Source organism: Duganella sp. 3397 (assembly GCF_031456625.1).
Lineage (GTDB): Bacteria > Pseudomonadota > Gammaproteobacteria > Burkholderiales > Burkholderiaceae_D > Rugamonas > Rugamonas phyllosphaerae.
The window spans coordinates 277,005-299,851 of record NZ_JAVDVB010000004.1 but is presented as its reverse complement, the minus strand read 5'-3'; the positions used below and the strand labels follow the sequence as shown (position 1 = coordinate 299,851).

Genomic DNA, 22,847 nt, shown 5'->3' with positions numbered 1-22,847 from the left:
GGTGTAAACAAACTGTAAACGCGCCGTAAAAACCCGCCCCTTTTACGTTTTGTTTACGCGGGCCTGGGTACTATTTAGAACATTTTTACAGGCGCAGGCATAGGCTGGACCTCTCTTCCACCACTTGTACTCATCATGAATACTTCGTTTCGCGGCATCTGGGTGCCGCTGGCCACGCCCATGGACCACGGCGAGATCGACCTGGCCCGCCTGCAAACGCTGGCCGACCGCCTGATCGCCGAAGGCGCGCACGGCCTGGTCGTCTGCGGCACCACCGGCGAGGCGCCGCAGCTGGACCTGGCCGAGCAATCGGCCGTGCTCTCGGCCGTGCTGGAAACCGCGCACCGCCGCTGCCCGGTGCTGATGGGCGTGGGCGGCAGCGACACCTATGCCGCTGCCGCGAAGGTTCGCGAGTTCGACGACACTGAACTGGCCGGCTACTTGGTGGCCACCCCGGCCTACGTGCGGCCGTCGCAGGAAGGCCTGCTGCGCCACTTCGAAACGATTGCCGACGCCACCGACCGTCCCATCGTGCTGTACAACGTACCGGCGCGCACCGGCGTGAACCTGGAACTGGCCACCGCGCGCACGCTGGCGCAGCACCCGCAATTTGCCGCCATCAAGGAAGCGGGCGGCAGCCTGCAAAGAATGGAAGAACTGGTGCGCCACACGCCGCTGGCCATGTTGTGCGGCGACGACGCGCTGCTGTTCGCCGCCCTGTGCGCCGGCGGCCACGGCGCCATCTCGGCCGCAGCCCATATCCGCGTGGACCCGTTCGTGCAAGTCTACGACCTGGTGCACGCCGGCCACCTGGCCGAGGCCATGACCCTGTTCGACCACCTGCTGCCGGTGATCCGTTTGCTGTTTTCGGAACCGAATCCGGCACCCTTGAAGGCCGCGCTGGCGATGCAGGGCCTGCTGCGCGACGAACTGCGCCTGCCCATGACGCCGGCCAGCAGCACCTGCCGCACCCGGTTGGCGGCCGCGCTGGCGGCGCTCGATGCCATACCGCCGTATGTATCGGTGTATCATCGTCACGAGGAGGTAACAGCATGATCGTCGCACTCACCGGTAACAACGAACACGATGGCAACCACGCCGTCTCCGACCTGGCCGAAGAACTGGCGCTGCTGCGGGTAGCCGCCGGCAACCGCGTGCTGCTGGTCTGCCCCGAACCCTGCGCCTACGATCCCCAGCTCTACGACGACCTGGTGATCGACGCCTCGCATAATCAGGCGCGCGATGCGGCCTCGCTGGCCGGTGCCGCCGTCATCGTCGCGCTGCTGCGCCGCGCCGACCTCGAACACCAGGACCACGCCGCGCTGCTGGCGCGCCTGCGTGAGGCCAGCGCCGCCAATCCCGGCGCCAGGCTGCTGGTCACCGTGGCCCACGGCAGCGAACCGCTCACGCCGCACCAGACCGGATGCCTGCTGGTATTCGTGGCCCAGCTGCCGGGCGCGCGCCTGGCCGACACCCTGGTGCTCGACCACGACACCTATCACTCGCACCACAGCGCCTTCGAGGCAGATGCCTACAAGACCGCCAACGTGCTGTGCGCGCCCGAAGTGCGCCACCTGTATCGCCAGGTGTTCAGCGGCAGGTAACGAAATCGAGCCGGGCGGGATGAATCCCGGCCGGCTCGATCAGAACAGCTAAAAAATGATCAGAAGGTCTTGCTGACGGTGAGCACCAGCGCGGTCTTGCCGGTGAACTTGCCGTTCACTGGCGACGCGTACGCGGTCTTGCTGGCGTTGGTCCCTACCACGGCCAGCGCGCCGGAGACGATGCCGAAGTCGCGGGTGACGCCCACTTTCCAGTCGGTGTAGTTCGATACGTCGTTGTTCTTCACCTTCTGGTGGCCGGCGTGCAGGTTGATGGTGTTGCCCTCGCCTGCCTCGATATTGGCGCCAACATCGAGGTAGCCGCTGTTCTTGCTATCGACGAAGCCGAACAGGTTGGTCACCGAATGCGAGTACTTCACGTAGGCGGGACCGAAGCCCAGCTGACCATACACCTCGGTGGTATTGGCATTGGCAAAGCCGGCGACGTTTTTCAGGCCGTTCGACGGGTACACATAAGTGAGCACACCGACGTCGTAGGAGACCGCATCGCTCAGCTGTCCGCGCTTGCCACCATAGATGTCGAGTTCCACGTCGCCATCGCCCCCGGCATCCTTGGTCCACTTGATCGACGATGCCCAAGCGCCGATATACAGGCCGGTGGGGTTGTTGACGTAATCGGCACCGCCCTGCACGGCCGGCTGCAAACGGGTTTGCGAGATGCCGCGGAAGCGGTAGTCGGAGACCACGGCGGCGTTGAAGCTTACTTCGTTATCAGGCTTGGCAGCGACCGCAGCTTCCTGGGCATGCACCGCACCGGTGGCAAAAGCGGCGCCGAGCGCGGCGGCCAGTAGTAATTTGTTCATGTTGCGCTTTCTATTAGTAGTGGGATGTCTGAGTAAATCGCCCGAACTCCGCGCCGGGCAGCGACTGCATCACCGCATCCATCACCGGCGTGACCATCGCAGCGCCCACGCACAGCCACACCTTCATGCGGGTGCCTTGTTCGCAGATTTCGATGCGGATGAATTCGAGCGAATCGCCGCATATCCGCGTGACCATGCGGCGCAACTGGGTGACCGCTGCCGTGTCGACCTTGAGCGTCATTACGCAAGGGAACTGGTTCATAACGACTCCGATGAGGGTTGTGCGATGGAGTCAGCTTATCGGGCGGCCCGTAAAAACGGTCTAAAAAGACGGGGGCCTCCTGTAAACATCGTGTATAAATTGCCGCTGTTTGCTCCGGTTGAGGATAGAATACGCAAACACGCACAATTGACTGTACATAAACCCAGTACATAGTCCCAGTACTCAGTTCAGCACCTAAACCAGCATCGACATTATCAGCTTGATCACGTATGGCCACTAAAAAACCAGTTTCCGACTATAGCGAATCCTCCATCCGGGTCCTCAAGGGCCTGGAACCAGTCAAGCAGCGCCCGGGCATGTACACCCGCACCGAGAACCCGCTGCACATCATCCAGGAAGTCATCGACAACGCCTCGGACGAAGCACTGGGCGGCCATTGCAAGAACATTATCGTCACCCAGAACGCCGACGGCAGCATCACGGTGGAAGATGACGGCCGTGGCATTCCGGTCGGCCTGCACCCCGAAGAAGGCGTGCCCACGGTGGAAATCGTGTTTACGCGCCTGCACGCGGGCGGCAAATTCGACAAGGGTTCGGGCGGCGCCTACGCATTCTCGGGCGGCTTGCACGGCGTGGGCGTCTCGGTCACCAACGCGCTGTCCAAGCGCCTGGAGATCACGGTCTGGCGCAAGGAACCCAATGGCACCGGCCTGCACCACCTGGTGTTCGAGCATGGCGACGTGGTCGAACCGCTGACGTCCGTGGTCGCGCCGCGCGACGGCAAGAAGAGCGGCACGCGCGTGACCGCCTGGCCCGATGCGAAATACTTCGACTCGCCGGCGATCTCGCAAACCGAGCTGCAACGCCTGCTGCGCTCCAAGGCCGTGCTGCTGCCGGGTGTGACCGTCACGCTCACCAACGCCAAGACTGGCGAATCGCAGACCTGGCAGTACAACGACGGCCTGCGCGGCTACCTGACCGAGGCGCTGGCGCAGGCGACCGACGGCGAAACCCTGATTCCGCTGTTCGAAGGCGCGCAGTTTGCCGGCCCCGACACCGAAGGCTTTGCCGAAGGCGAAGGCGCGGCGTGGGTGGTGGCATGGACCGAGCAAGGCGCCGTGGTGCGCGAATCGTATGTGAACCTGATCCCCACGCCCAACGGCGGCACCCACGAATCGGGCCTGCGCGACGGCCTGTATGGCGCCGTCAAAAACTTCGTCGAGATGCACTCGCTGCTGCCAAAAGGCGTCAAGCTGCTGCCCGAAGACGTGTTTGCGCGCGTGTCGTTCGTGTTGTCGGCCAAGGTGCTGGACCCGCAATTCCAGGGCCAGATCAAGGAGCGCCTCAATTCGCGCGATGCGGTGCGGCTGGTGTCCACGTATTCCAAGCCGGCGCTCGAGCTGTGGCTCAATCACCACGTCGACTACGGCAAGAAGCTGGCCGAACTGGTGATCAAACAGGCGCAATCGCGTCTGCGCTCGCTGCAAAAAGTGGAAAAGAAAAAATCCTCGGGTGTGGCGGTTTTGCCCGGCAAGCTGACCGACTGCGAATCGACCGATGTCACCCGCACCGAATTGTTCCTGGTCGAGGGCGACTCGGCGGGCGGTTCGGCCAAGATGGGCCGCGACAAGGAATTCCAGGCCATCCTGCCACTGCGCGGCAAGGTGCTCAACTCGTGGGAAACCGATCGTGACCGCCTGTTCGCCAACAACGAGATCCACGATATCTCGGTGGCGATCGGCGTCGATCCGCACAGCGCCACCGACACGCCGGATTTGTCCGGTCTGCGCTACGGAAAAATCTGCATCCTGTCCGATGCGGACGTCGATGGATCGCACATCCAGGTGCTGCTGCTCACCCTCTTCTTCCGCCACTTCCCGGGCCTGATCGCCAACGGCAATATCTGCATCGCCCGCCCGCCGCTCTATCGCGTCGATGCGCCGGCGCGCGGCAAGAAGCCGATCCAGAAGCTGTACGCGCTCGACCCGGGTGAACTGGTGGCCATCGAGGACAAGCTGCGCAAGGATGGCCTGAAGGAAGGCGCCTGGTCGATCTCGCGCTTCAAGGGCCTGGGCGAGATGAACGCAGAACAGCTGTGGGAAACCACGATGAACCCGGACACGCGCCGCCTGCTGCCAGTGGCCCTGGGCGAGTACGAACACGGCGCCTCGGCCGCACGCTTCAATATGCTGATGGGTAAAGGCGAAGCTGCCGCCCGCCGCGCCTGGATCGAAGAACACGGCAACGAAGCCGAAGCAGATATCTAATAGAAACACTGACATGACTCAAGCAAATCTCTTTGACGAATCGCTGCCCGACCCGGACGGCGCCCTGCCGCCCGGCGGCCCCACCGACGGCGGCGAAACGCTCACGCTGTCCACCTTTGCCGAACGCGCCTACCTCGATTACGCCATCTCGGTGGTCAAGGGCCGCGCCCTGCCCGATGTGTGCGACGGCCAGAAGCCGGTGCAGCGCCGCATCCTGTATGCGATGAACGAAATGGGCCTCAACTCCACCGCCAAGCCGCGCAAATCGGCCACGGTGGTGGGCGACGTGCTCGGTAAATTGCACCCGCACGGCGACCAGTCGGTGTACGACGCCATGGTGCGCATGGCGCAGGACTTCTCGCTGCGCTATCCGCTGGTCGATGGCCAGGGTAACTTTGGCTCGCGCGACGGCGACGGCGCCGCTGCCATGCGTTACACCGAAGCGCGCCTGACGCCAATTGCCAAGGTGCTGATGGACGAGATCAATCTCGGCACCGTCGACTTCCAGGCCAACTACGACGGCTCCACCGAGGAACCGAGCCTGCTGCCGGCACGCCTGCCGATGGTGCTGCTCAACGGCGCCTCCGGCATCGCGGTGGGCCTGGCTACCGAAATCCCGTCGCACAACCTGACCGAAGTGGCGCAGGCAGCGGTGGCAATGATCAGGAATCCCAAGATCACTCACGGCGAGTTGATGGCGCTGATCCCCGGCCCGGACTTCCCGGGCGGCGGCCAGATCATCACCACGGCCACGCAGATCAGCGACATGTACGCCAATGGGCGCGGCAGCATGAAGGTGCGCGCGCGCTGGAAGATCGAAGAGCTGGCGCGCGGCCAGTGGCAGGCAGTCGTCAACGAACTGCCGCCCGGTACCTCGTCGCAGAAGGTGCTCGAGGAAATCGAGGAGCTGACCAATCCCAAGGTCAAGATGGGCAAGAAGGCGCTGTCGCCGGAACAGCTGGCGTTGAAATCCCTGATCTTGAATTCGCTCGACACCATCCGCGACGAATCTGGCCGCGCGGCGCCGGTGCGCCTGGTGTTCGAACCGAAGTCGAAAAACCAGGACCAGACCGAATTCATGCTGATGCTGCTCGCGCACACGTCGCTCGAGTCGTCGGCATCGATCAACCTGGTGATGATCGGCGGCGATGGCCGTCCGCGTCAAAAAGGGCTGACCGAGATTTTGCAGGAATGGATCGAGTTCCGCTTTACCACTGTCACCCGCCGCACCCAGTTCAAACTGGGCAAGGTCGATGCGCGCATCCATATCCTGGAAGGCCGCGAGACCATCCTGCTCAATATCGATGAAGTGATCCACATCATCCGTAACTCGGACGAGCCCAAGTCCGCGCTGATGGAGCGCTTCCGCCTGTCGGAAATCCAGGCCGAAGACATCCTGGAAATTCGCCTGCGCCAGCTGGCGCGCCTGGAAGCGATCAAGATCCAGCAGGAGCTGGCCGAACTGCGCAAGGAGCGCGGCACGCTGCAAGACCTGCTCGACAACCCGACGTCGATGAAGCGGCTGATCATCAAGGAAATCGAAACCGACGCCAAGACCTACGGCGACGCGCGCCGTACCGTGATCGAGGAAGCGCAGAAAGCGGTGGTCGAACAGAAGGTGGTGGACGAGCCGGTCACCGTGATCATCTCGGAAAAAGGCTGGATCCGCGCCCGCACCGGCGTGGGCCACGACGCCAGCCAGTTCACCTTCAAAGCTGGCGACGCGCTGTATGGCGCGTTCGAATGCCGCACGGTGGACAACCTGCTGGCCTTTGGCAGCAATGGCAAGGTGTATTCGGTACCGGTGGCTGCATTGCCGAACGCCCGTGGCGACGGCGTGCCGGTCACCACGCTGGTGGACCTGGCCACCGGTGCGCGCATCCTGCACTATTTTGCCGGTAGCGGCGCCACCCAGCTGATGCTCACCACCAGCGCCGGCTTCGGCTTCATCGCCAAGGCCGCCGACATGGTCAGCCGCATCCGTGGCGGCAAATCGTTCATCACCCTGGATGATGGCGACGTGCCGCTGCCGCCATCGGTGGTCGGTCCCGAAGCCAATGCCGTGGCAGCGCTGTCGGCCAATGCGCGGGTGCTGGTATTCGGCCTCGATGAGATGAAGGTGCTGACCAATGGCGGTCGCGGCGTGATCGTGATGGAGCTCGAGGACAAGGAAACCCTGGTCTCGGCCAAGCCGATCAGCCAGAAAGGTGTGATCGTCAGCGGCATCGGTCGTGGCGCCAAGCCGCAGGATGTGAGGCTGTCGGCATCCGCCCTGGCCGAGCACATCGGCAAGCGCGCCCGCAAGGGCAAGGCGTTGGCCACCCGCATCAAGCCGAGCGGACTGACGCCGATCGTGTGACGTCAACCAGCAGGCAGCAAGAAGCCGTCATCCCGCAGCAGCGGCATGACGGCTTTTTTACGGCGATGGATTACTTTGACGCCGCCAGCAGCCAATCCCGCCCCCGCCCCTCCAGCGCCGCCGCCACCACTTCTGGCGGCAGACTGTAGACGGTCGCCCACGTAGCCCGGCCGTCGGGACCATTCGATGGAAAGCTGGCCGTTTCGATCGGCCAGTGGTACTTGCGCTTCAAGGCGCGCACGATGGCTGCCAGCGTGACGCGGCCGCGCAGCGGTTCGGCGCCGGTCTGGTCGGCGTTGGAGAGCAGGACGGCCAGTACGGCGCCGCGCGCTGTGCGCGGGCCGGGGAAGACGGGAGTGAGTTTGCGTGTCATGCCTGCATTCTAAATAAAAAAACGGGCACACCCTCGCAGGTGCGCCCGTCTTTACATCAGCTCAGCAGATTAGTGCTTGGCTGCGGCTTCTTTGACGTCAGCAGCGGCTTTGGCGCGCACTGCGTCGGTCTTGTTGGCGGCCAGCGCTTTGTCTTCGGTGGCGTCAACGGTTTTCTTGATCGCTTTGGCGTCCGCTTTCACGGTTTTCTTTTCAGCTTTTTCAACTGCCTTGGCGACGTCTTTCTGACCTTCGGCGGCTGCTTTGGCTTTGTCTTCCGGGTCAGCTTTGGCTACTTTTTCGTTGGCTTTGGCAGCTTCGGTGTTTACCTTGGCTTGCTGTTCAGCGTGTACCTGGTCAGCTTTGTTGACAGCTTTGTTGGCTTTTTTGTCGGCCTTGGCTTCAACCTTGGCTTCTTTTTGCTGGGCCTTGGCGATGTCCTTGTTGGCTTCGGTCTGGGCGCGGGTTACTTCCGGCGTTTGGGCGAAGGCGGCGGTAGCGAACAGGCCGGCGATCAGGGTAGCGACGATTTTGCTCATGATAGTTCCTCTCAATTATGTTTGGATACGTTCTTATTTAGTGGGCCGGACCGTTCAGTTAAGTTAAACGGTCCCGCCTCTAAACGCTTTCCGCTTTTTTGGTAGAAGCGCTAGGTCACGTAATCAGAATATCCAAAAGCACAAAAGTTGACTGTTCGGTACCGTACGTAACCCCCTATTTGATTGCAGGACGGGAATACAGATCGATGATGGTAGTGACGGCGTCAGCGCACACCGCGCAGAATTTATCGCTGCGATCGAACATCAGGCACTGCATCTCGGGCCGGTAATAGCCCTTCGCTTCATAGTTGGCGCCCTCGAACGCGCCCACCGTGTACAGGTGCGGATCGCGCGAGAACAGCGCCTTGGTCTGCTCTAGATCCCTCTGGAACAGCGCGCTCATTTCCGACTCGGGACGGTTGGCGGCACGCAGCGCCGCGCGTTCTTTCTGATAAGCGCGCGACGCGGTTTCATACGCTTCCTTCGGCCACGGCGTGGGCAGCGGCGTGCCGTCCTTGACGAATTTTTTCCATTTCAGCTTGGCCGGGTCGCGCAGCGCGGTGGCGTTGGGTTCCCAAGGTTCGCGGCGGACGCCGCCGGTGGCGTAGGCGACGGGCGACGTGTAGTACTCGTCGGCCAGGCCGGCGAAGTGGTGGCCGAATTCGTGCACGAACAGGTAATTGGCCCAGTCGTTGTTGGCCGCCGCCGTGCTGAACTGGCCGAAGATGCCGCCGCCACCGTAGGTGTCGTTGTTGACCAGGATTTCGATGAACTCGTACGAGGCGTTCTGCGCCAGTTCGCGCAGCGCACGGTTGTCGGTGGTGAGCACATAGCGCTCGCTGCCGAAAATGTCGTAGCGCGTGCCCAGCGGCGAGGCGTGATGGACACCGGTCGAGGGCCGCGACACGCCCGATTCGGCAGTGGGCACTGCCAGCGCCCACACGTTGAAGTCCTTGGCCCGCTCCTTGAATGGCGAGACGCTGAACAGGTGGTCGGCCAGCTTGCGCGCGGTCGCCTCGAATTTCTTCATCTCGCCGGCGGTGTAGCCGTCGCCGAGTATCAAGAGATCGACTTTGTCTTTCGGCGCGCCGTTGACGCGGATGGCGATCGGCTTGACTGGCGCAGCGGCCTGCTTGCGCACCACGTCCATGGCGTCGGCGTCCACCCGAGTGGTCCACACCACCGAGAACGCACCGCGCTCGTCACGCTTCAGGATGCGCACGCGCACCGGCTTGTCATGCTTGGGGAAGCGTACCGATTCCTGGAAGCCGCGGTTGGTGTGGGCCGCTTCTTCGGTACTGGCCCATTCCGCGAACACGGTGGAAAAGCCGCGCGAATACAGCAACTCGCCGCTTTCGGCATCGACCACTTCCACCAGGTTGTTGCCGCGGTTGGTGTCGTCGATGGTGCGGCTCATGTCGCCGGGCCACGGCAGCGGCTCGATCACCACGCGATCGACCGCGTATTGTTCGGAAAGAGCGTTGCCGCTGTGGAGGTAGTCGAGGCGGACGGTGGCCGGTTGCGGCGCTGGCGCGGCCATAACGTTGGCACAGGTGGCCGCCAGCAGCAGCGCACCGATCAGGGATTTACAGGACATGCAGGCCTCGCGTAGGTCGAAACGACCATTCTAGTGCCTGCATCCGCAACCGCACAGTACTCTGTGCTCAGTTGGACAGCACCGGCACCGGCTCTGACGCGGCGTCGAGCTGGCGGATATCGAGCCGCAGATTGAGGATCGAGTAGTTGTGCGTCTCCGGTTTTAAATAGGCGACGCTGTCGGGCGTCTTGCGGAAGGTGAACTGGAACGCCGGCGGCTGCACGCCCTCCCCCATCTCGCGCCCGCTGGTGGCAATCCCGATCGCTTCGTTCTCGTGGTTGTTGACCAGGTTTTCCATCAGCTCCACCACCGCGTTGCGGCCCAGGATATCGCTCGAATACACGGGCTGGCGCGCCAGTTCCCGGCCATCGGCCAGACGGCCGCCGGCCTTCTCGGGGGCCGGCGTGAAGGTGTGCGTGGCCAGGTCGTAGCGGTCGCCCCGGTCCAGGTAGCTGAGCACGGCGTTGGAGACGTTGAAACCGGCTCGGGCACTGTCGGTGGTGGCGTGCGTCAGGTCGATCAGCAGCGCGCCCTTGACGCCGATGATTTCCACCTGGCGGCGCCGGTCCACCACCATGGCCGTGTTCTCGTCGATGCCGAGGCCGACCTTGTAGCCCTTCTTGAGCATGGCGGGAATCATGCGCGCAAAGCGGCCGCGCACCAGCAGGTGCTGATCGACGAAGACGTCGTCGCCGATGAAACCCAGGCCGGGGGCGATGTCGCGGCCATCGGCCACGCCGGAGCGCAGGGTGGCCAGCACCGAGTTGGGCGCGTAAAACATGGTGCTGCTCATGATGGCGGCGCCGGCGCTGTCGCCGGCCACCACGCCGCCGCGCCGGTACACGTCCCATACGGCGTCGAGCATGGCGGTGCGGCTGCCGTCGGCGCGCACCAGCGCTTCGGTGATGCGCGACTGGTCGCCGCCAGGGAAGAACACGCCGCCGGCGCTGCGCACGGCGCTGGCCAGTTCGGCGTCTTCGGCCACCTTGCGAAAATCGGTATCGGCCAGGCGCACCGACAGCGGCACCACGAAGGCGGCCGCGCCATAGCTGTTCAAGCGTTCGGAAATCCACTGGCCGGCGCGCTCGGGATTGGCGCTGGCCGACGGCAGCACGGCGATGCGCGCGCCGGGGCCGCCGGCCAGGGTGACGATGCGTTGCCAGATTTCGGCGTTATCGGCTTTCAGACCGCCGCCGACGATCACCAGCGATCCCTGTGGTGCCACCGCAGGGGCGGCTTGCGCCAGCGGCAGCGCCGCCAGCAGCGCGGCCTGGAACAGGGTTCGCAATCGCAGGGAGAACATGCGCATGGGCTTGAGTTCGATTTACCTGTAGCGATAGAGCGGCTGTTGCAGCTGGATCGGCCGGATATCCATGCGCAGCTTCAGCACCGAATAGGCCTCCACCTCGGTCGAGCTGTAGCCCACGCTGTTGACGGTCTTGCTGAAGCGGAATTCAAAACCCATGTCCGGGTACGAATCGCGCGGATTGCCGAAGGCGATGCCGATGGCGTCCTGCTGGGCGTTGTCGATCAGGTTGACCATCAGGTCGAGCACCGCGTTATTGCCGAGGATATCGTTGGTATAGACCACGCCCCGGGTGTCGGGCTGGTTGGGGTCGAGCTTGTTGTCGGCCTTGTCGGGCGATGGCGTGAAGTCGCGCGTGACCAGGTTGAACTTGTCGCCCCGGTCCAGGTAGCTGATGGTGGCGTTGCTGATATTAAAACCCTTGATGGCGCGGTCGGTGATGGCCGCCGACAGGTCGAGCAGCAGCGCGCCGCTGTAACCGATGATTTCCACGTCGCGCTTGGCGTTGACCACCATGGCCGTGTTCTCGTCGATACCGAGGCCGATCTGGTAGCCTTTTTTCAGCATCACCGGGATCATGCGGGCAAAGCGGCCGCGCACCAGCAAGTGCTGGTCGATGAAAACATCGTCGCCCACGAAGCCGAGGCCCGGTGCGATTTCGTTGCCGTCCGTCACACCTTGCTTGAGCATGTCGAGCGTGGACTTGGCGTCGTAAAACATGGTGGTGCTCATGATGGCGGCGCCGGCCGAAGAACCTGCCACTACGCCGCCTTCGCGGTACACGTCCCACACCGCTTCGAGCGCGGCGGTACGGGTGCCGTCCTGGCGCACCAGCGCCTTGGTGATGCGGGCCTGGTCGCCGCCGGTGAAATAGATGCCGGTGGCCGAATGGATCAGGGCGACCACTTCCGGGTCTTCGGCGGCCTTGCGGTAGTCGCTATTGGGCAGCGTGACGCCCAGCGGGATGAAAAACGCCTGGGCGCCATATTGGTTGAGCTTGTTGACCGTGTTCTGGGCGGCGTTTTCAGGATTGATCGAGGCCGAGCCGAACACGCCGATGCGCGCGCCCTTGCCACCGGCCAAGAGCACGATCCGTTGCCAGACCTCCGCATTGTCGGCGCGCAAACCGCCACCGATAATCACCAGGTTGCCCGCCGGCGGCGCCACCACCGGCTTGGGCGGGGGCACCGCCTTGGCAGGTTTGACCGCCTTGCCGGTGGCTTGGGCCTTGGCTGCCGCGCCTTGCGCCGCGTGTACGCCGAAGCTGGCAAACACCAGCAGCCAGAGCACGAACAGGCGCTGGCACGTAAAACCTGAAAAATTCATGTTGCCCTTCCAAAGTGAAACCGGCGCCGGGGCTTGCGCGCGGCGCCGTCATAGTCCTGATGATACCAATCAATTACCTAAGGCTATATTACATTGTTGAGCGGAAGTAGAAACCATGAATTTAATCGTGCTCACTTGAAAGCGTAGTTAGCGGAAGCAAAGAAACGGCGGCCGCGCGGATCGGTATAGGTGGGATCGTAGCCGGACAGGAAGTAATACGCCTGGTTGGAGAACGGTGGCGTGCGATTGAACATGTTCTGCATACCGGCGCGCAGCTTGAAGTTCTTGTTGATTTGCCACGCGCCGGTCAGGTCCCACAACGAGTACGAGGTGACCTTGTTCGGCGCCACCACCGAGCCATCGTCGAGATTGATGGCCGAATTCTGGTCGTGGTAACCACTCGAGAACGTGTTCGACAGGGTGGCCGACAAGGGACCATTGTCCCAGTCCATCGAAATCGTATGGCGCCAGCGCTGCACCACGCCGTCGGTGACGAAGCGGCCCAGGTTGCTCACGAACGGGTCGCCCTTGGCGTTCTGGATCTTGGAATCGAGCACATAGGTGCCGGACAGGCGGCCGCCGAAACGGCCGGCAAAGGTCTTCACGCCACTGTAGTCGAGCACCAGGTCCAGGCCCGAGGCGATCTGGGCGCCACGGTTCTCCTTGCGCAGTTCGATGTAGTCGATCTCGTTGTCTTCGTCGCGGATCACCAGGTTGCCGTACTTGGCCGGATTGTTGAGGATGATGTCGTCACCGATTTCGCTGATCAGGTCGGTACGCTTGATGCGCCAGTAGTCGAGCGTCATCGAGGCATTGCGCGATGGCTGGATCACCATGCCGATCGAGGCCTGCTTGCTCTTCTCCGGCTTCAGGTTGGCGTTGGAATAGCGGCGCGTGTCCCAGTTGAACGCGCACTCGGCGTAGTCGTTGTTGACCGTGGCGCAATAGACCGGATCGGGCAAGGTAGCGGTAGCGCTGTAAACAGTAGGACGGTACAGCTCGTTCATCGACGGTGCGCGGAAGCCGCGGCCGGCCGAGGCACGGAACAGCATGGTCTTGGTCGGCGTGTACGTGAGGCCTACCTTGGGGCTGGCCGCGCCGCCCACCACCTGGTAGTGGTCGTAACGGGCCGACACTTGCGCTTCCCATTGCTTGCTGAACGGCAGCAGCAGCTCGCCGAAGATGGCTTTCACCTTGCGGCTGTTGGCGGTCGCCCCGCCGCCTTCCGGCGCGAAGTCGTCATTGATGTTGTCGCTCATGAGGAGCGCGGATGGCGTAAACGTGTTGCGCTCGCGGCGCCATTCGCCGCCGATGGCCAGGCCGGCATCGCCCCCGGCCAGGGTGCCCACCGAGTGCGACACCTTGAAGTCGATCGAATCCATGGTGCCCTTGGCGCGGCGCACCTCGTCGTTGACCTGGATGCTGTCGAGCAGGGCCACGCCGGCCGGGCTGGACGGGCCGAACGGGTTGATCAGGCCGTCGATGATGCCCTGGCGCACTTCGTTGTACAACACGTAGCCGTGGGTATCGCGGTCCTTGATGGTGTTGACGCTGTGGTTGAAGCCCAGGTCGTAGTCCCAGCCGTTGGCGCTGCCGGTCAGGCCGACCACGTAGCGCTGGCTTTCGCTGGTAAGTTCGCTGGTGCGGCGGCCGGCTTCGTTCAGGCGCACGCGCAATTCCACTTCGCCGGGCACGTCGTCGTCGGCGCTCGCTTCGGGCGAGAGCATGTTGTAGCCGGCCAGCGCCGGGATCACGCTGTAGTCCACGTAGGCGCGCACCCGTGCCGACGAACCGACATACGACGTGCGCGAACGGCTCAGCGCCACTTCGGCGTACAGCTGCGTGCTAGGGGTAATCTGGAACACGCCGCGCGTGAGCGAATTGAGCTTGTTCGATTTCGGGAACAGCTCGGTGTCGCCCATGTAATCGTAGGTGCAGGCCTCGGAGCCACCGGTGCCGCTTGGCAAATACAGATTGGCTGGCGGCGCGCAGTTGGGCACCGACGGGTTGATCGTGGTCCTGGTGATCGGCTGGCCGTTGATGGAAAAGCCTTGCGAGTTCAGGTAGTCGCGCTGGGCGCCGGTCAGGCGGATATTGGCGGGCGACGTAAAGCCCGACAGCAAGTGCGGCAGGCGCTCGGGTACGCGCAGGTCGCCGACGAACTTGCGCTGCGACGTGGACAGCGCGCTGGTGGCCTGGATATCGGCCACGGTGAAGATGTTGAAACCATTCGTGTCGAGGTCGCCGAAACCGGCGGTGATGGTGGCGGTACGCTTGCCGGCGCCGCCTTCCTGGGTCTTGTTGCCGTAGGTGCTCAGCTCGATACCCTTGAAGTCCTTGCGGGTGATGAAGTTGATCACGCCGCCAATGGCGTCGGTGCCGTACAGGGCCGAGGCGCCGTCGAGCAGGACTTCCACGCGCTGGATGGCCGAGGCGGGAATATTGTTGAGATCGACGCCGGTATCGTCGCCGGGCGAGGCGAAGTTGGCCATGCGGCGGCCGTTGAGCAGCACCAGCGTGGACGACGTGCCGATGCCGCGCAGGTTGGCGCTGTTGAAGCCGCGCTGGTCGCCGCCGACGTTGATGCTGGCGCCGTCGGTCAGGCCGCCCACGTTGGATGACAGCCGGGCCAGGATTTCGGAGGCGGTGGTCACACCCACTTTTTCGATCTCGGCGCGGGTGATCACCTGCACCGGCAGCGCGGTTTCCGATTCGATGCGCTTGATGGCCGAGCCGGTGATTTCCACGCGCTGCACCGGCTTGGCGACCTGGGTTTCGCTATCGGCAGTGGCGGCTGCGGTGACCGGCGCCTGCTGCGCCAGCGCCTGCTGACCGGCCAACCCCATCAACCCGACCATCCCCAGGCCCAGCGTGCGGCTTACCGCGTGAGCCATCGTCGAAATTCGCATGCCGTGCAGGTCAGCCATAGTATTCTCTTCTTAGGTGGTAATGTTATAAACAAATACATCGTTAAAATCGACTGTACGCATAAGCAGCCAAAAACTCAAGGAAGCGCGGTCCGATACATGCACTATGATTTACTTTGTGAAAATAGTGCTACATACTCAAGCGTTTTGCACCATTTCTGCCCACCTTCAGCCCACTTTTTTACCAGTCGCCCGCCACCATGCAAGCACAAAAACATCCCCTTTCCGGCCTGCACAGCGCCAATACCTACGAGCTGACCAGTTTTCACTTCGGCACGCCCGGCGCCGGCAAAAAAGTCTATATCCAGGCCTCGCTGCATGCCGACGAGGTGCCCGGCATGCTGGTGGCGCAATGCCTGCGCAAGCAATTGACCGCGCTGGAACAGGCGGGCCGCATCACCGGCGAGATCATCCTGGTGCCGGCCGCCAACCCGATCGGGCTGGCGCAGGCGATCCAGGGCGCCGCCTTCGGCCGCTTCGATCTGACCACCGGCATCAACTTCAACCGCAATTACAAGCACGTCTTCGACGACCTCAAGGTGTCGCTCGACGGCCAGCTGGGCCAGGACGCCCAGCAGAACGTGCGCCTGGTCCGCGAACACGCGCGCGCCTCGATCGCCACCTGGCAGCCGAAGACCGACGCCGAAACCCTCAAAAAAGTGCTGATGACCCTGGCGGTGGACGCCGACATCGTGCTCGACCTGCACTGCGACAACGAGGCCGTGATGCACCTGTACGCCGGCACGCCGCTGGCCGAGGCGGTGGCGCCGCTGTCTGCCCTGCTTGGCGCACACGCGCTGCTGCTGGCGCTGGAAGCGGGCGGCGAACCGTTCGACGAAGCGTGCAGCCGCCTGTGGTGGGATCTCGACAATCACTTCAAGGGCGCCTACCCGATTCCGCCGGCCTGCGTGGCGGTCACGGTGGAGCTGCGCGGCGAAGCCGAGGTGAGCTACGACCTGGCCGAGCGCGACGCCAACGCGCTGCTGCGCTACCTGGCCCTCAACGGCGTGCTGACAGACGATGATACGGCCGCCGACCTGCCGGCGCCGCTGTGCGCCGCCACGCCACTGGAAGGCGTGGAACCGCTGTACGCGCCGCACCACGGCGTACTGGTCTACACCCGCAACATGGGCGACAAGCTGCAGCCGGGCGACGCCATCGCCGACCTGATCGACCCGGTCAGCGGCCACACCACGGTAATCCGCGCCAGCGTGGCCGGCGTGTTCTTCGCCCGCAGCGCCCACCGCCACGTGCTGCGCGGCATGAACGTGGGCAAAGTGGCCGGCGCCACCGCCTTCCGCGCCGGCGACCTGCTCAGTCAATAAACCAATAAGCCAATAAGCCGATACGCCTCACTTCATAGCGACAATAAAAAATGGCCATCAAAAAATTCAAGCTACCGCATACCTTTGTCCTGCTGTTCATCATCCTGGCCCTGATCGCCACCGCCACCTGGCTGGTCCCCGGCGGCAAGTACGATACCCACCTGGTCAACGGCAAGCAGCTGATCGTGCCCGACAGCTTCCATTACGTGCCGAGCGCGCCGCAGGGCGTGGTGGCCCTGCTCAAGGCGCCGATCAAGGGTTTCGTGGAAGCGGCGCAGATCATCGCGTTTGTCCTGATCGTCGGTGGCGCGTTTGCGGTGCTGCACAAGACCGAGGCGGTCGATTCGATGATCAAGGCGCTGGCCGCCGCGCACAAGAATTCGCGCTTCATCCAGAAGGCGCTGATCCCCGTGTTTGTCACGCTGTTTTCGATCGGCGGCGCCACCTTCGGCATGAACGAGGAAGCGATACCGTTCATATTGATTTTCGTGCCGCTGGCGCTGGCACTGGGCTATGACACGATTACCGGCGTGTCGATCCCGTTCCTCGGTTCGCAGGTCGGTTTTTCGGCGGCATTCTTAAATCCGTTCAACGTCGGCATCGCCCAGGGCATCGCCGGCGTGCCGGTGTTCTCGGGCTGGGGCTACCGCCTGATCGCCTGGACCATCGCCACCGCGATTACCGTGGCATTCTTGATGTGGTACGCAGCGCGCATCAAAAAGAATCCGCAGCTGAGTCCTACCTATGCGCTCGACCTGGAAAAACGCAAGGAGCAGCCGGAAGGCCTGGGCGAGTTTACCGGCATGACCGCGCGCCACAAGCTGGTGCTGTGGATGTTTGCCGGTTCGCTGGCGATCATGGTGGTGGGCGTGGTGCACTACGGCTGGTACATCGACGAAATCGCCGCCCTGTTCCTGACCATGGGCGTGGTGATCGGCCTGGTCGGCCGGCTCGATTCGGGCCAGATCGTCGACGGCTTCATCCAGGGCGCGCGCGACCTGGTGGGCACGGCGCTGGTGATCGCGCTGGCGCGCGGCACCATGATCCTGGCGCGCGACGCCCAGATCATCGACACCATGCTGCATGCGTTGACGCCACTGGTGCAGTCGTCGTCGCCGATCTACACGGCGTGGAAAATGTTCGGCATCCAGACCGTGATCAATTTCTTCATCCACTCCGGTACCGGCCAGGCCGCGCTGACCATGCCGATCATGGCGCCGCTGGCCGACCTGGTGGGCGTCACCCGCCAGACCGCCATCCTGGCCTTCCAGTTCGGCGAACTGACCACGCCGATGATCCCCACCTCGGGCATCACCGTGGGCGTACTGGCACTGGCGCGGGTGCCGTGGATTACCTGGGCCAAGTGGATGATTCCGCTGCAGCTGATCTACGCGGTGATGGCGCTGGCGCTGCTGGTGCCGCCGGTGTTGATGCATTGGCAGTGACGTAGGATGGAACTTCTTCGGGGATATGCTAGTCTAAAGTTGCATGTCCCCGAAACCGATCCCCAAGCCATCGTACCTTGACGAGTGCATCAGTCTTGGCGCTCGCGACGGTCAAAGACGTTGGCGTTCCAAGGATGGAACAAAACTCTATACTTGGGACTACACGCACGGCGACATAGAAGTCTTCAATAAACGAGGTCGCCACTTGGGCAGCATTGATGCGATCAACGGGAAATTTATCAAAGATCCAGTGCCTGGGAGGAGAATAGATGTCTAACTTTATTGACATGTGCCGTACGGGTGACGCGCAGCCTGAGGACATCGATGACTTTATCGACGCGTGGCATGATAATCCCGGCTCTGTGCCGCTTTACATATTTCTTGGCATGACCAGGGAAGAATACTCATCTTGGGTTGAGAACGTTGCAAGTCTGCCCGAGATTCTGAATGCACGCGACCATAAACCAAGCATCGCCTGATACCGCTGGAAGCGGTGGCAGACGACTGCTGGGCCTGGCGCCGATCAACTCGACGGATAGACATAAATCTCCGGGAAGTATCGCTCCATCAACGACGCCGGCCCCAATGGCGCGGTAAAGCCGAATTGTGCGTACAAGCCATGGGCGTCGCCCGTGGCCAGCGTGAAGCGGCGCAGTCCCTGCAAGTCGGGATGCGCCAGCACGGCTTCCATCAGGCGCTTGCTATAACCATGGCCGCGATACGCCGGCAGCACGAATACATCGACCAGATTAGCGAAAGTTGCGCCGTCGGTCACCACGCGCGCAAAACCGATCTGGCCGCCGTTGGTATAAGCGCCGAAGCACAAGGAGTTGGCCACCGCCCGATCGAATACGGGACGTGGCAGCCCCCTAGCCCAGCTGGACTGTTCACTCAAAAAACGGTACACCAAGTCAAGATCCAGCGCAGTCCGGTCGGTGCATATTTTCAAAGTAGTCATGGCGAGCCTAGCGAAAACAGCGATATTGACATGGTTTTAGGCAATTGGAACCCTTCTCTGCTAGCCGAGTCCAACCAACCATAGGTACCAAGTGCTTGATATGCAAATATAGCTGGCACGCGCTGACTTCGGCGGCATTCTTTGCATCGCTCCATGTCTGCGAGGTCGCGGTAAGAAACGGCGTTGATGCAGCACTCACGGCGACCTACGGCGCAGAATGGCCGTGGAATCCTACCTTTGAACACAGCCTTCCAAATCCGCGTGGATCGCACTTCAAGCCGCAGGATGAATTGCGCCGCGCACGTGCCAGGATGGTCAAAGGCGCAACCGGCAAGGTGATTGCAAAAATTAAATTTGCCTTTTGGTGCCACGCTTTTACCAGCCGCTACCAAGTGCGCGTATGGGATGCCAATATCAGACATGCGTTTCCCAACCTGCCTGCGGCCTACAGCGCGGCCCTCAACCGACAGGCCATCTATCTCGATCTCGATTCATTGAGCAAGTTCCGTAACCGCATCGCCCATCATGAACCTATCCTTGCCGAGCCCCTGCCGCAACGTCAGCAAAGCATTCGAACGCTGATCCGCTGGCGGTGCATCGAGGTTTCGGAATGGCACGCGACGTGGGAAGCAGTGAGCCAAAATATGGCCACCAAGCCATGATTAGCATGGCAAAGTCGGCAATGTTGACATATTTTTGTGCAGTAAGCGGTTTATAATCACCGCTGACTTTTTACCGCCCCGCTTCACGGCTCCTCAGTGCACCTCTTCAGAAAACCATCATGACTGATCAATTCTCCAAAAAAAGCGAAGCCTGGTCGGCCCGCTTCAACGAACCTGTTTCCGACCTGGTCAAGCGCTATACCGCGTCGGTCTTCTTTGACAACCGCCTGGCCAAGGCCGATATCGAGGGCTCGCTGGCCCACGCCGAGATGTTGTCAGCCCAGGGCATCATCAGCGCGGCCGACCGCGCCGAGATCGAGCGCGGCATGGCGCAGATCTTGTCCGAGATCGAAGCCGGCAAGTTCGAATGGCTGCTGGACCTGGAAGACGTGCACCTGAATATCGAAAAGCGCCTGACCGAACTGGTCGGTGACGCCGGCAAACGCCTGCACACGGGCCGGTCGCGTAACGACCAGGTCGCCACCGACATCCGCCTGTACGTGCGCTCGGCCATCGACGACGTGGTGGTGCTGCTGAACGCCCTGCGCGGCGCGCTGACCGACCTGGCCGAGAAAAATGCCGACACCATCATGCCGGGCTTTACCCACATGCAGGTGGCGCAGCCGATCACGTTCGGCCACCACATGCTGGCGTACGTGGAAATGTTCGGCCGCGATGTCGAGCGCATGCAGGATTGCCGCAAGCGCGTCAATCGCCTGCCGCTGGGCGCCGCCGCCCTGGCCGGCACCACGTTCCCGATCGACCGCCTGCGCGTGGCCGCCACGCTGGGCTTCGACGACGTCTGCCACAACTCGCTCGACGCCGTCTCCGACCGCGACTTCGCCATCGAGTTCACTGCAGCGGCTGCGCTGATCATGATGCACGTGTCGCGCATGTCGGAAGAACTGATCATCTGGATGAGCCCACGGGTCGGCTTCATCGACATCGCCGACCGCTTCTGCACCGGCTCGTCGATCATGCCGCAAAAGAAAAATCCGGACGTCCCGGAACTGGCGCGTGGCAAGACCGGCCGCGTGTACGGCCACCTGACCGGCCTGCTCACCCTGATGAAAGGCCAGCCGCTGGCCTACAACAAGGACAACCAGGAAGACAAGGAACCGCTGTTCGACACCGTCGATACCCTGGTCGATACGCTGCGCATCTTTGCCGACATGGCCGGCGGCATCACCGTCAAGCCCGACAATATGCGCGCCGCCGCGCTGCAAGGCTACGCCACCGCCACCGACCTGGCCGACTACCTGGTCAAAAAGGGCCTGCCGTTCCGCGATGCCCACGAAGCCGTGGCGCACGCCGTGCGCGCCTGCGACGATTTGAAGATCGACCTGTCGGAAATGTCGCTCGAGCAGCTGCGCGCGTACTCGCCGCTGATCGGCGACGACGTGTTTGCCGTACTGACGCTGGAAGGTTCGGTTGCCGCACGCGACCACGTCGGCGGCACCGCACCGAACCAGGTGCGCAAGGCGATTGCCCGCGTGCGCTCGCAGTTGTCCTGATCTGGCTCTTCAGTCGATGCCGTTCACGCATCGACTGACCTGATGAAGTGAAACCTGGAGCGCTCTTAGTCGTTGTAATGGAAGCGGCACTGCACGACGTACACGATGCCCGCCTCCATCCTGTACACCAACCGATGCGCGCGGTCGATACGGCGTGACCACAGTCCGCTCAGATTGCCCTTGAGCGGCTCCGGCTTGCCTATGCCCTTGAAGGGATCCGCAATGCAGGCGTCGATCAAGACATTCAATTTTTCGAAAATTTTCGGGTCACTTTCCCTCCAGTGCTGGAAGTCTTCCAAGCCAAGCTCAGTGAATCCGACATCGATTTTTCTAGCGTGCTCTTTGTTGCTTGCTTTTTGGCTTTTCATTCCGGTCCAGCTCCCTGATTCGGGCTTTGCCGGCTTTGAGCTGTTCGTACGATTCCAGCAACCTGCCAGCGTTTTTCGGTGAGCCAAGGAGGTATAGCGTTTCCTCGATGCTATTGAAATCCGCCAGCGACAACATGACAACCGCCTCGCCGCCTTGGCGAGTAATGACCGTCGGGCTGTGATCGGTGCACACATCGTCCATCACAGCTTTCAGCCCGGCTCGCGCCTCGCTAAAAGTTAAGATGTTCATCCAAATGACCTTTCATCGTCTTGGTTACGCCGCCAGATTCGGCCAAATACATTGTACATATTTCGGTACAATGTGTATACGCGCGATTCAGGCGGTTTTTCAGTGCCGCTTGAACCGGGCCAGCGTGGAAAACGCCGGCCCGGTCTGGTCTTGCTCGAGCAGCACCGTCAGCTCGGTATTGGTGCAGATCATGTTGACCAGGTTGACGCGGTCCCAGGCCAGCTGCCTGAGGATGGCTTGATAGGTGCCCGGTTCGCGGCTTGCCGCCGGCGCCAGGTGCAAGGTCAGCGCGTTCAGGTCGTCCAGCCGGGCCAGCAATTGCTCACCCTCGAAAGCCGCTTCCACCAGCGGCGCCAAGGTGCGGCTGCAAATCACCATCACCTCGTTGACCCCGCGCGTGACTGTCAGGAACGCGCCGCGCAGCGGCCCGGTTGCGGCCAGCAGCTTGCGGTGGCACTCGTGGATGGTGTCGCTGTGGCGGAACGTGTACTCGGTCAGTTCGGTGCGCGTGGTGAGCTCGCCGGTCTTTTGCACCAGCACGATGTTCCCTTCCGGTGGTTCCGGCAGCCGCTCGGCCAGGCGGCGCAAGGCCGTCACCACGGCCGCTTGCCCGACCGGCTTCCATAAATCACTTTCGAGCTGCGGCTGCAACTGCCGCGCCAGCTCCGACAGGTTGATCAGTCCCCGCTTCAGCCCTTCCGTCAGAAAGGCCGACTCCCGCACGATACGTTCAACTTTAGTCGCAATCGACAACATTAACTATCCCCACGCTCTGTAGATGGCCGGCGGACTGCTATCGTCTCGTCCGGCTTCAAACAGTGTAATTCGTACCGGTAACAATCGTGCGATTTTCACGGAAATATTGTTCAGAGTGTTGCATCGCGGCCCCCCTAAATTGCAGAGTTCGCCTTTAGGTAAAGGCGCTATGCGATGACTCATCTGAGCCATTTCTTTCTTGCCAGACCCATTTTCGATGTTTTTTGAC

General features: G+C 62.3%; 22 protein-coding genes. 10 read left to right on the top strand and 12 right to left on the bottom strand.

The genetic code is table 11. From position 1 onward, the window contains the following. Positions 1-135 precede the first annotated feature (135 nt). Both dapA and J2X54_RS14100 read left to right on the top strand, forming a co-directional pair. On the top strand, positions 136-1,056 hold the full coding sequence (gene dapA / locus J2X54_RS14105; protein WP_310181481.1) for a 4-hydroxy-tetrahydrodipicolinate synthase: 921 nt from the start codon (positions 136-138) through the stop codon (positions 1,054-1,056). After that, positions 1,053-1,604: a hypothetical protein gene (locus J2X54_RS14100; protein ID WP_070251336.1), complete on the top strand. Its 552-nt coding sequence runs from the start codon at positions 1,053-1,055 to the stop codon at positions 1,602-1,604. The genes dapA and J2X54_RS14100 overlap by 4 nt, the downstream gene beginning before the upstream one ends. A 59-nt stretch (positions 1,605-1,663) precedes the next feature. Here the strand turns inward: J2X54_RS14100 and J2X54_RS14095 are convergent, their stop codons facing one another. Both J2X54_RS14095 and J2X54_RS14090 read right to left on the bottom strand, forming a co-directional pair. After that, positions 1,664-2,425, bottom strand: a complete 762-nt coding sequence (locus tag J2X54_RS14095; protein WP_310181479.1) for a TorF family putative porin — start codon at positions 2,423-2,425, stop codon at positions 1,664-1,666. Positions 2,426-2,438: 13 nt separating this feature from the next. Continuing rightward, a complete protein-coding gene (locus J2X54_RS14090) occupies positions 2,439-2,687 on the bottom strand; it encodes a hypothetical protein (RefSeq protein WP_229255471.1) in 249 nt (82 codons plus the stop codon). 230 nt (positions 2,688-2,917) lie between these two features. Here J2X54_RS14090 and J2X54_RS14085 point away from each other — a divergent pair, with 230 nt between their 5' ends. Together J2X54_RS14085 and parC are read left to right on the top strand one after the other, a co-directional pair. Then, positions 2,918-4,915 carry a DNA topoisomerase IV subunit B gene (locus tag J2X54_RS14085; RefSeq protein ID WP_070251331.1) on the top strand — a complete coding sequence of 666 codons (1,998 nt, stop codon included), beginning with the start codon at positions 2,918-2,920 and terminating at the stop codon, positions 4,913-4,915. A gap of 13 nt (positions 4,916-4,928) precedes the next feature. Further along, on the top strand, positions 4,929-7,274 hold the full coding sequence (parC, locus tag J2X54_RS14080) for a DNA topoisomerase IV subunit A (protein ID WP_310181476.1): 2,346 nt from the start codon (positions 4,929-4,931) through the stop codon (positions 7,272-7,274). A gap of 70 nt (positions 7,275-7,344) precedes the next feature. Here parC and J2X54_RS14075 read toward each other — a convergent pair whose 3' ends face one another. The 6 genes from J2X54_RS14075 to J2X54_RS14050 form a co-directional block, all read right to left on the bottom strand. Then, positions 7,345-7,647: a hypothetical protein gene (locus J2X54_RS14075; RefSeq protein ID WP_310181475.1), complete on the bottom strand. Its 303-nt coding sequence runs from the start codon at positions 7,645-7,647 to the stop codon at positions 7,345-7,347. A gap of 69 nt (positions 7,648-7,716) precedes the next feature. Further along, a complete protein-coding gene (locus J2X54_RS14070; RefSeq protein WP_310181474.1) occupies positions 7,717-8,184 on the bottom strand; it encodes a hypothetical protein in 468 nt (155 codons plus the stop codon). A 175-nt stretch (positions 8,185-8,359) separates the two neighbouring features. Continuing rightward, complete coding sequence (locus J2X54_RS14065; RefSeq protein ID WP_310181473.1) at positions 8,360-9,781, bottom strand: M64 family metallopeptidase; 1,422 nt, start codon at positions 9,779-9,781, stop codon at positions 8,360-8,362. Between the two features lie 67 nt (positions 9,782-9,848). Then, complete coding sequence (locus tag J2X54_RS14060) at positions 9,849-11,090, bottom strand: cyanophycinase (protein ID WP_310181472.1); 1,242 nt, start codon at positions 11,088-11,090, stop codon at positions 9,849-9,851. Positions 11,091-11,105: 15 nt separating this feature from the next. Continuing rightward, positions 11,106-12,413: a cyanophycinase gene (locus J2X54_RS14055; protein WP_070251317.1), complete on the bottom strand. Its 1,308-nt coding sequence runs from the start codon at positions 12,411-12,413 to the stop codon at positions 11,106-11,108. 131 nt (positions 12,414-12,544) lie between these two features. Further along, the gene (locus tag J2X54_RS14050; RefSeq protein ID WP_310181471.1) at positions 12,545-15,340 is read right to left on the bottom strand and encodes a TonB-dependent receptor; all 2,796 of its coding nucleotides are present in this window, start codon (positions 15,338-15,340) and stop codon (positions 12,545-12,547) included. A gap of 200 nt (positions 15,341-15,540) precedes the next feature. Here J2X54_RS14050 and J2X54_RS14045 point away from each other — a divergent pair, with 200 nt between their 5' ends. From J2X54_RS14045 to J2X54_RS14035, 4 genes are read left to right on the top strand one after another with little or no spacing between them, the layout of a single operon-like run. Then, complete coding sequence (locus J2X54_RS14045) at positions 15,541-16,665, top strand: M14 family metallopeptidase (RefSeq protein ID WP_310181470.1); 1,125 nt, start codon at positions 15,541-15,543, stop codon at positions 16,663-16,665. Positions 16,666-16,715: 50 nt separating this feature from the next. Next, positions 16,716-18,110, top strand: coding sequence for a YfcC family protein (locus J2X54_RS14040; RefSeq protein WP_310181469.1), 1,395 nt, complete (start codon positions 16,716-16,718; stop codon positions 18,108-18,110). Positions 18,111-18,153: 43 nt separating this feature from the next. Then, the gene (locus J2X54_RS25745; RefSeq protein WP_071651682.1) at positions 18,154-18,387 is read left to right on the top strand and encodes a colicin E3/pyocin S6 family cytotoxin; all 234 of its coding nucleotides are present in this window, start codon (positions 18,154-18,156) and stop codon (positions 18,385-18,387) included. Further along, complete coding sequence (locus J2X54_RS14035) at positions 18,380-18,589, top strand: hypothetical protein (RefSeq protein ID WP_070251308.1); 210 nt, start codon at positions 18,380-18,382, stop codon at positions 18,587-18,589. Before J2X54_RS25745 ends, J2X54_RS14035 begins: the two co-directional genes overlap by 8 nt. A 44-nt stretch (positions 18,590-18,633) precedes the next feature. Here J2X54_RS14035 and J2X54_RS14030 read toward each other — a convergent pair whose 3' ends face one another. Beyond that, positions 18,634-19,068 (bottom strand): GNAT family N-acetyltransferase, encoded by a 435-nt coding sequence (locus J2X54_RS14030; protein ID WP_404990914.1) that lies wholly within the window; start codon positions 19,066-19,068, stop codon positions 18,634-18,636. A gap of 95 nt (positions 19,069-19,163) precedes the next feature. Between J2X54_RS14030 and J2X54_RS14025 the strand changes: the two genes are divergently transcribed. Together J2X54_RS14025 and argH are read left to right on the top strand one after the other, a co-directional pair. Beyond that, positions 19,164-19,730, top strand: coding sequence for a hypothetical protein (locus tag J2X54_RS14025; protein ID WP_310181466.1), 567 nt, complete (start codon positions 19,164-19,166; stop codon positions 19,728-19,730). Between the two features lie 119 nt (positions 19,731-19,849). Continuing rightward, positions 19,850-21,244: an argininosuccinate lyase gene (gene argH, locus J2X54_RS14020; protein ID WP_310181465.1), complete on the top strand. Its 1,395-nt coding sequence runs from the start codon at positions 19,850-19,852 to the stop codon at positions 21,242-21,244. Between the two features lie 65 nt (positions 21,245-21,309). Here argH and J2X54_RS14015 read toward each other — a convergent pair whose 3' ends face one another. The 3 genes from J2X54_RS14015 to J2X54_RS14005 all read right to left on the bottom strand — a co-directional run bounded on the left by J2X54_RS14015 (position 21,310) and on the right by J2X54_RS14005 (position 22,618). Beyond that, positions 21,310-21,612 (bottom strand): Txe/YoeB family addiction module toxin, encoded by a 303-nt coding sequence (locus J2X54_RS14015; protein ID WP_310181463.1) that lies wholly within the window; start codon positions 21,610-21,612, stop codon positions 21,310-21,312. Further along, the gene (locus J2X54_RS14010) at positions 21,575-21,862 is read right to left on the bottom strand and encodes a type II toxin-antitoxin system prevent-host-death family antitoxin (protein WP_310181462.1); all 288 of its coding nucleotides are present in this window, start codon (positions 21,860-21,862) and stop codon (positions 21,575-21,577) included. The genes J2X54_RS14015 and J2X54_RS14010 overlap by 38 nt, the downstream gene beginning before the upstream one ends. A gap of 99 nt (positions 21,863-21,961) precedes the next feature. Then, on the bottom strand, positions 21,962-22,618 hold the full coding sequence (locus tag J2X54_RS14005) for a hypothetical protein (RefSeq protein WP_310181461.1): 657 nt from the start codon (positions 22,616-22,618) through the stop codon (positions 21,962-21,964). Positions 22,619-22,847: the final 229 nt, after the last annotated feature.

Coding starts and splice junctions, on each gene's coding strand:
- dapA (WP_310181481.1), top strand. CDS start 136: ATGAATACTTCGTTTCGCGGCATCTGGGTGCCGCTGGCCACGCCCATG.
- J2X54_RS14100 (WP_070251336.1), top strand. CDS start 1,053: ATGATCGTCGCACTCACCGGTAACAACGAACACGATGGCAACCACGCC.
- J2X54_RS14095 (WP_310181479.1), bottom strand. CDS start 2,425: ATGAACAAATTACTACTGGCCGCCGCGCTCGGCGCCGCTTTTGCCACC.
- J2X54_RS14090 (WP_229255471.1), bottom strand. CDS start 2,687: ATGAACCAGTTCCCTTGCGTAATGACGCTCAAGGTCGACACGGCAGCG.
- J2X54_RS14085 (WP_070251331.1), top strand. CDS start 2,918: ATGGCCACTAAAAAACCAGTTTCCGACTATAGCGAATCCTCCATCCGG.
- parC (WP_310181476.1), top strand. CDS start 4,929: ATGACTCAAGCAAATCTCTTTGACGAATCGCTGCCCGACCCGGACGGC.
- J2X54_RS14075 (WP_310181475.1), bottom strand. CDS start 7,647: ATGACACGCAAACTCACTCCCGTCTTCCCCGGCCCGCGCACAGCGCGC.
- J2X54_RS14070 (WP_310181474.1), bottom strand. CDS start 8,184: ATGAGCAAAATCGTCGCTACCCTGATCGCCGGCCTGTTCGCTACCGCC.
- J2X54_RS14065 (WP_310181473.1), bottom strand. CDS start 9,781: ATGTCCTGTAAATCCCTGATCGGTGCGCTGCTGCTGGCGGCCACCTGT.
- J2X54_RS14060 (WP_310181472.1), bottom strand. CDS start 11,090: ATGCGCATGTTCTCCCTGCGATTGCGAACCCTGTTCCAGGCCGCGCTG.
- J2X54_RS14055 (WP_070251317.1), bottom strand. CDS start 12,413: ATGAATTTTTCAGGTTTTACGTGCCAGCGCCTGTTCGTGCTCTGGCTG.
- J2X54_RS14050 (WP_310181471.1), bottom strand. CDS start 15,340: ATGGCTGACCTGCACGGCATGCGAATTTCGACGATGGCTCACGCGGTA.
- J2X54_RS14045 (WP_310181470.1), top strand. CDS start 15,541: ATGCAAGCACAAAAACATCCCCTTTCCGGCCTGCACAGCGCCAATACC.
- J2X54_RS14040 (WP_310181469.1), top strand. CDS start 16,716: ATGGCCATCAAAAAATTCAAGCTACCGCATACCTTTGTCCTGCTGTTC.
- J2X54_RS25745 (WP_071651682.1), top strand. CDS start 18,154: ATGTCCCCGAAACCGATCCCCAAGCCATCGTACCTTGACGAGTGCATC.
- J2X54_RS14035 (WP_070251308.1), top strand. CDS start 18,380: ATGTCTAACTTTATTGACATGTGCCGTACGGGTGACGCGCAGCCTGAG.
- J2X54_RS14030 (WP_404990914.1), bottom strand. CDS start 19,068: ATGACTACTTTGAAAATATGCACCGACCGGACTGCGCTGGATCTTGAC.
- argH (WP_310181465.1), top strand. CDS start 19,850: ATGACTGATCAATTCTCCAAAAAAAGCGAAGCCTGGTCGGCCCGCTTC.
- J2X54_RS14015 (WP_310181463.1), bottom strand. CDS start 21,612: ATGAAAAGCCAAAAAGCAAGCAACAAAGAGCACGCTAGAAAAATCGAT.
- J2X54_RS14010 (WP_310181462.1), bottom strand. CDS start 21,862: ATGAACATCTTAACTTTTAGCGAGGCGCGAGCCGGGCTGAAAGCTGTG.
- J2X54_RS14005 (WP_310181461.1), bottom strand. CDS start 22,618: ATGTTGTCGATTGCGACTAAAGTTGAACGTATCGTGCGGGAGTCGGCC.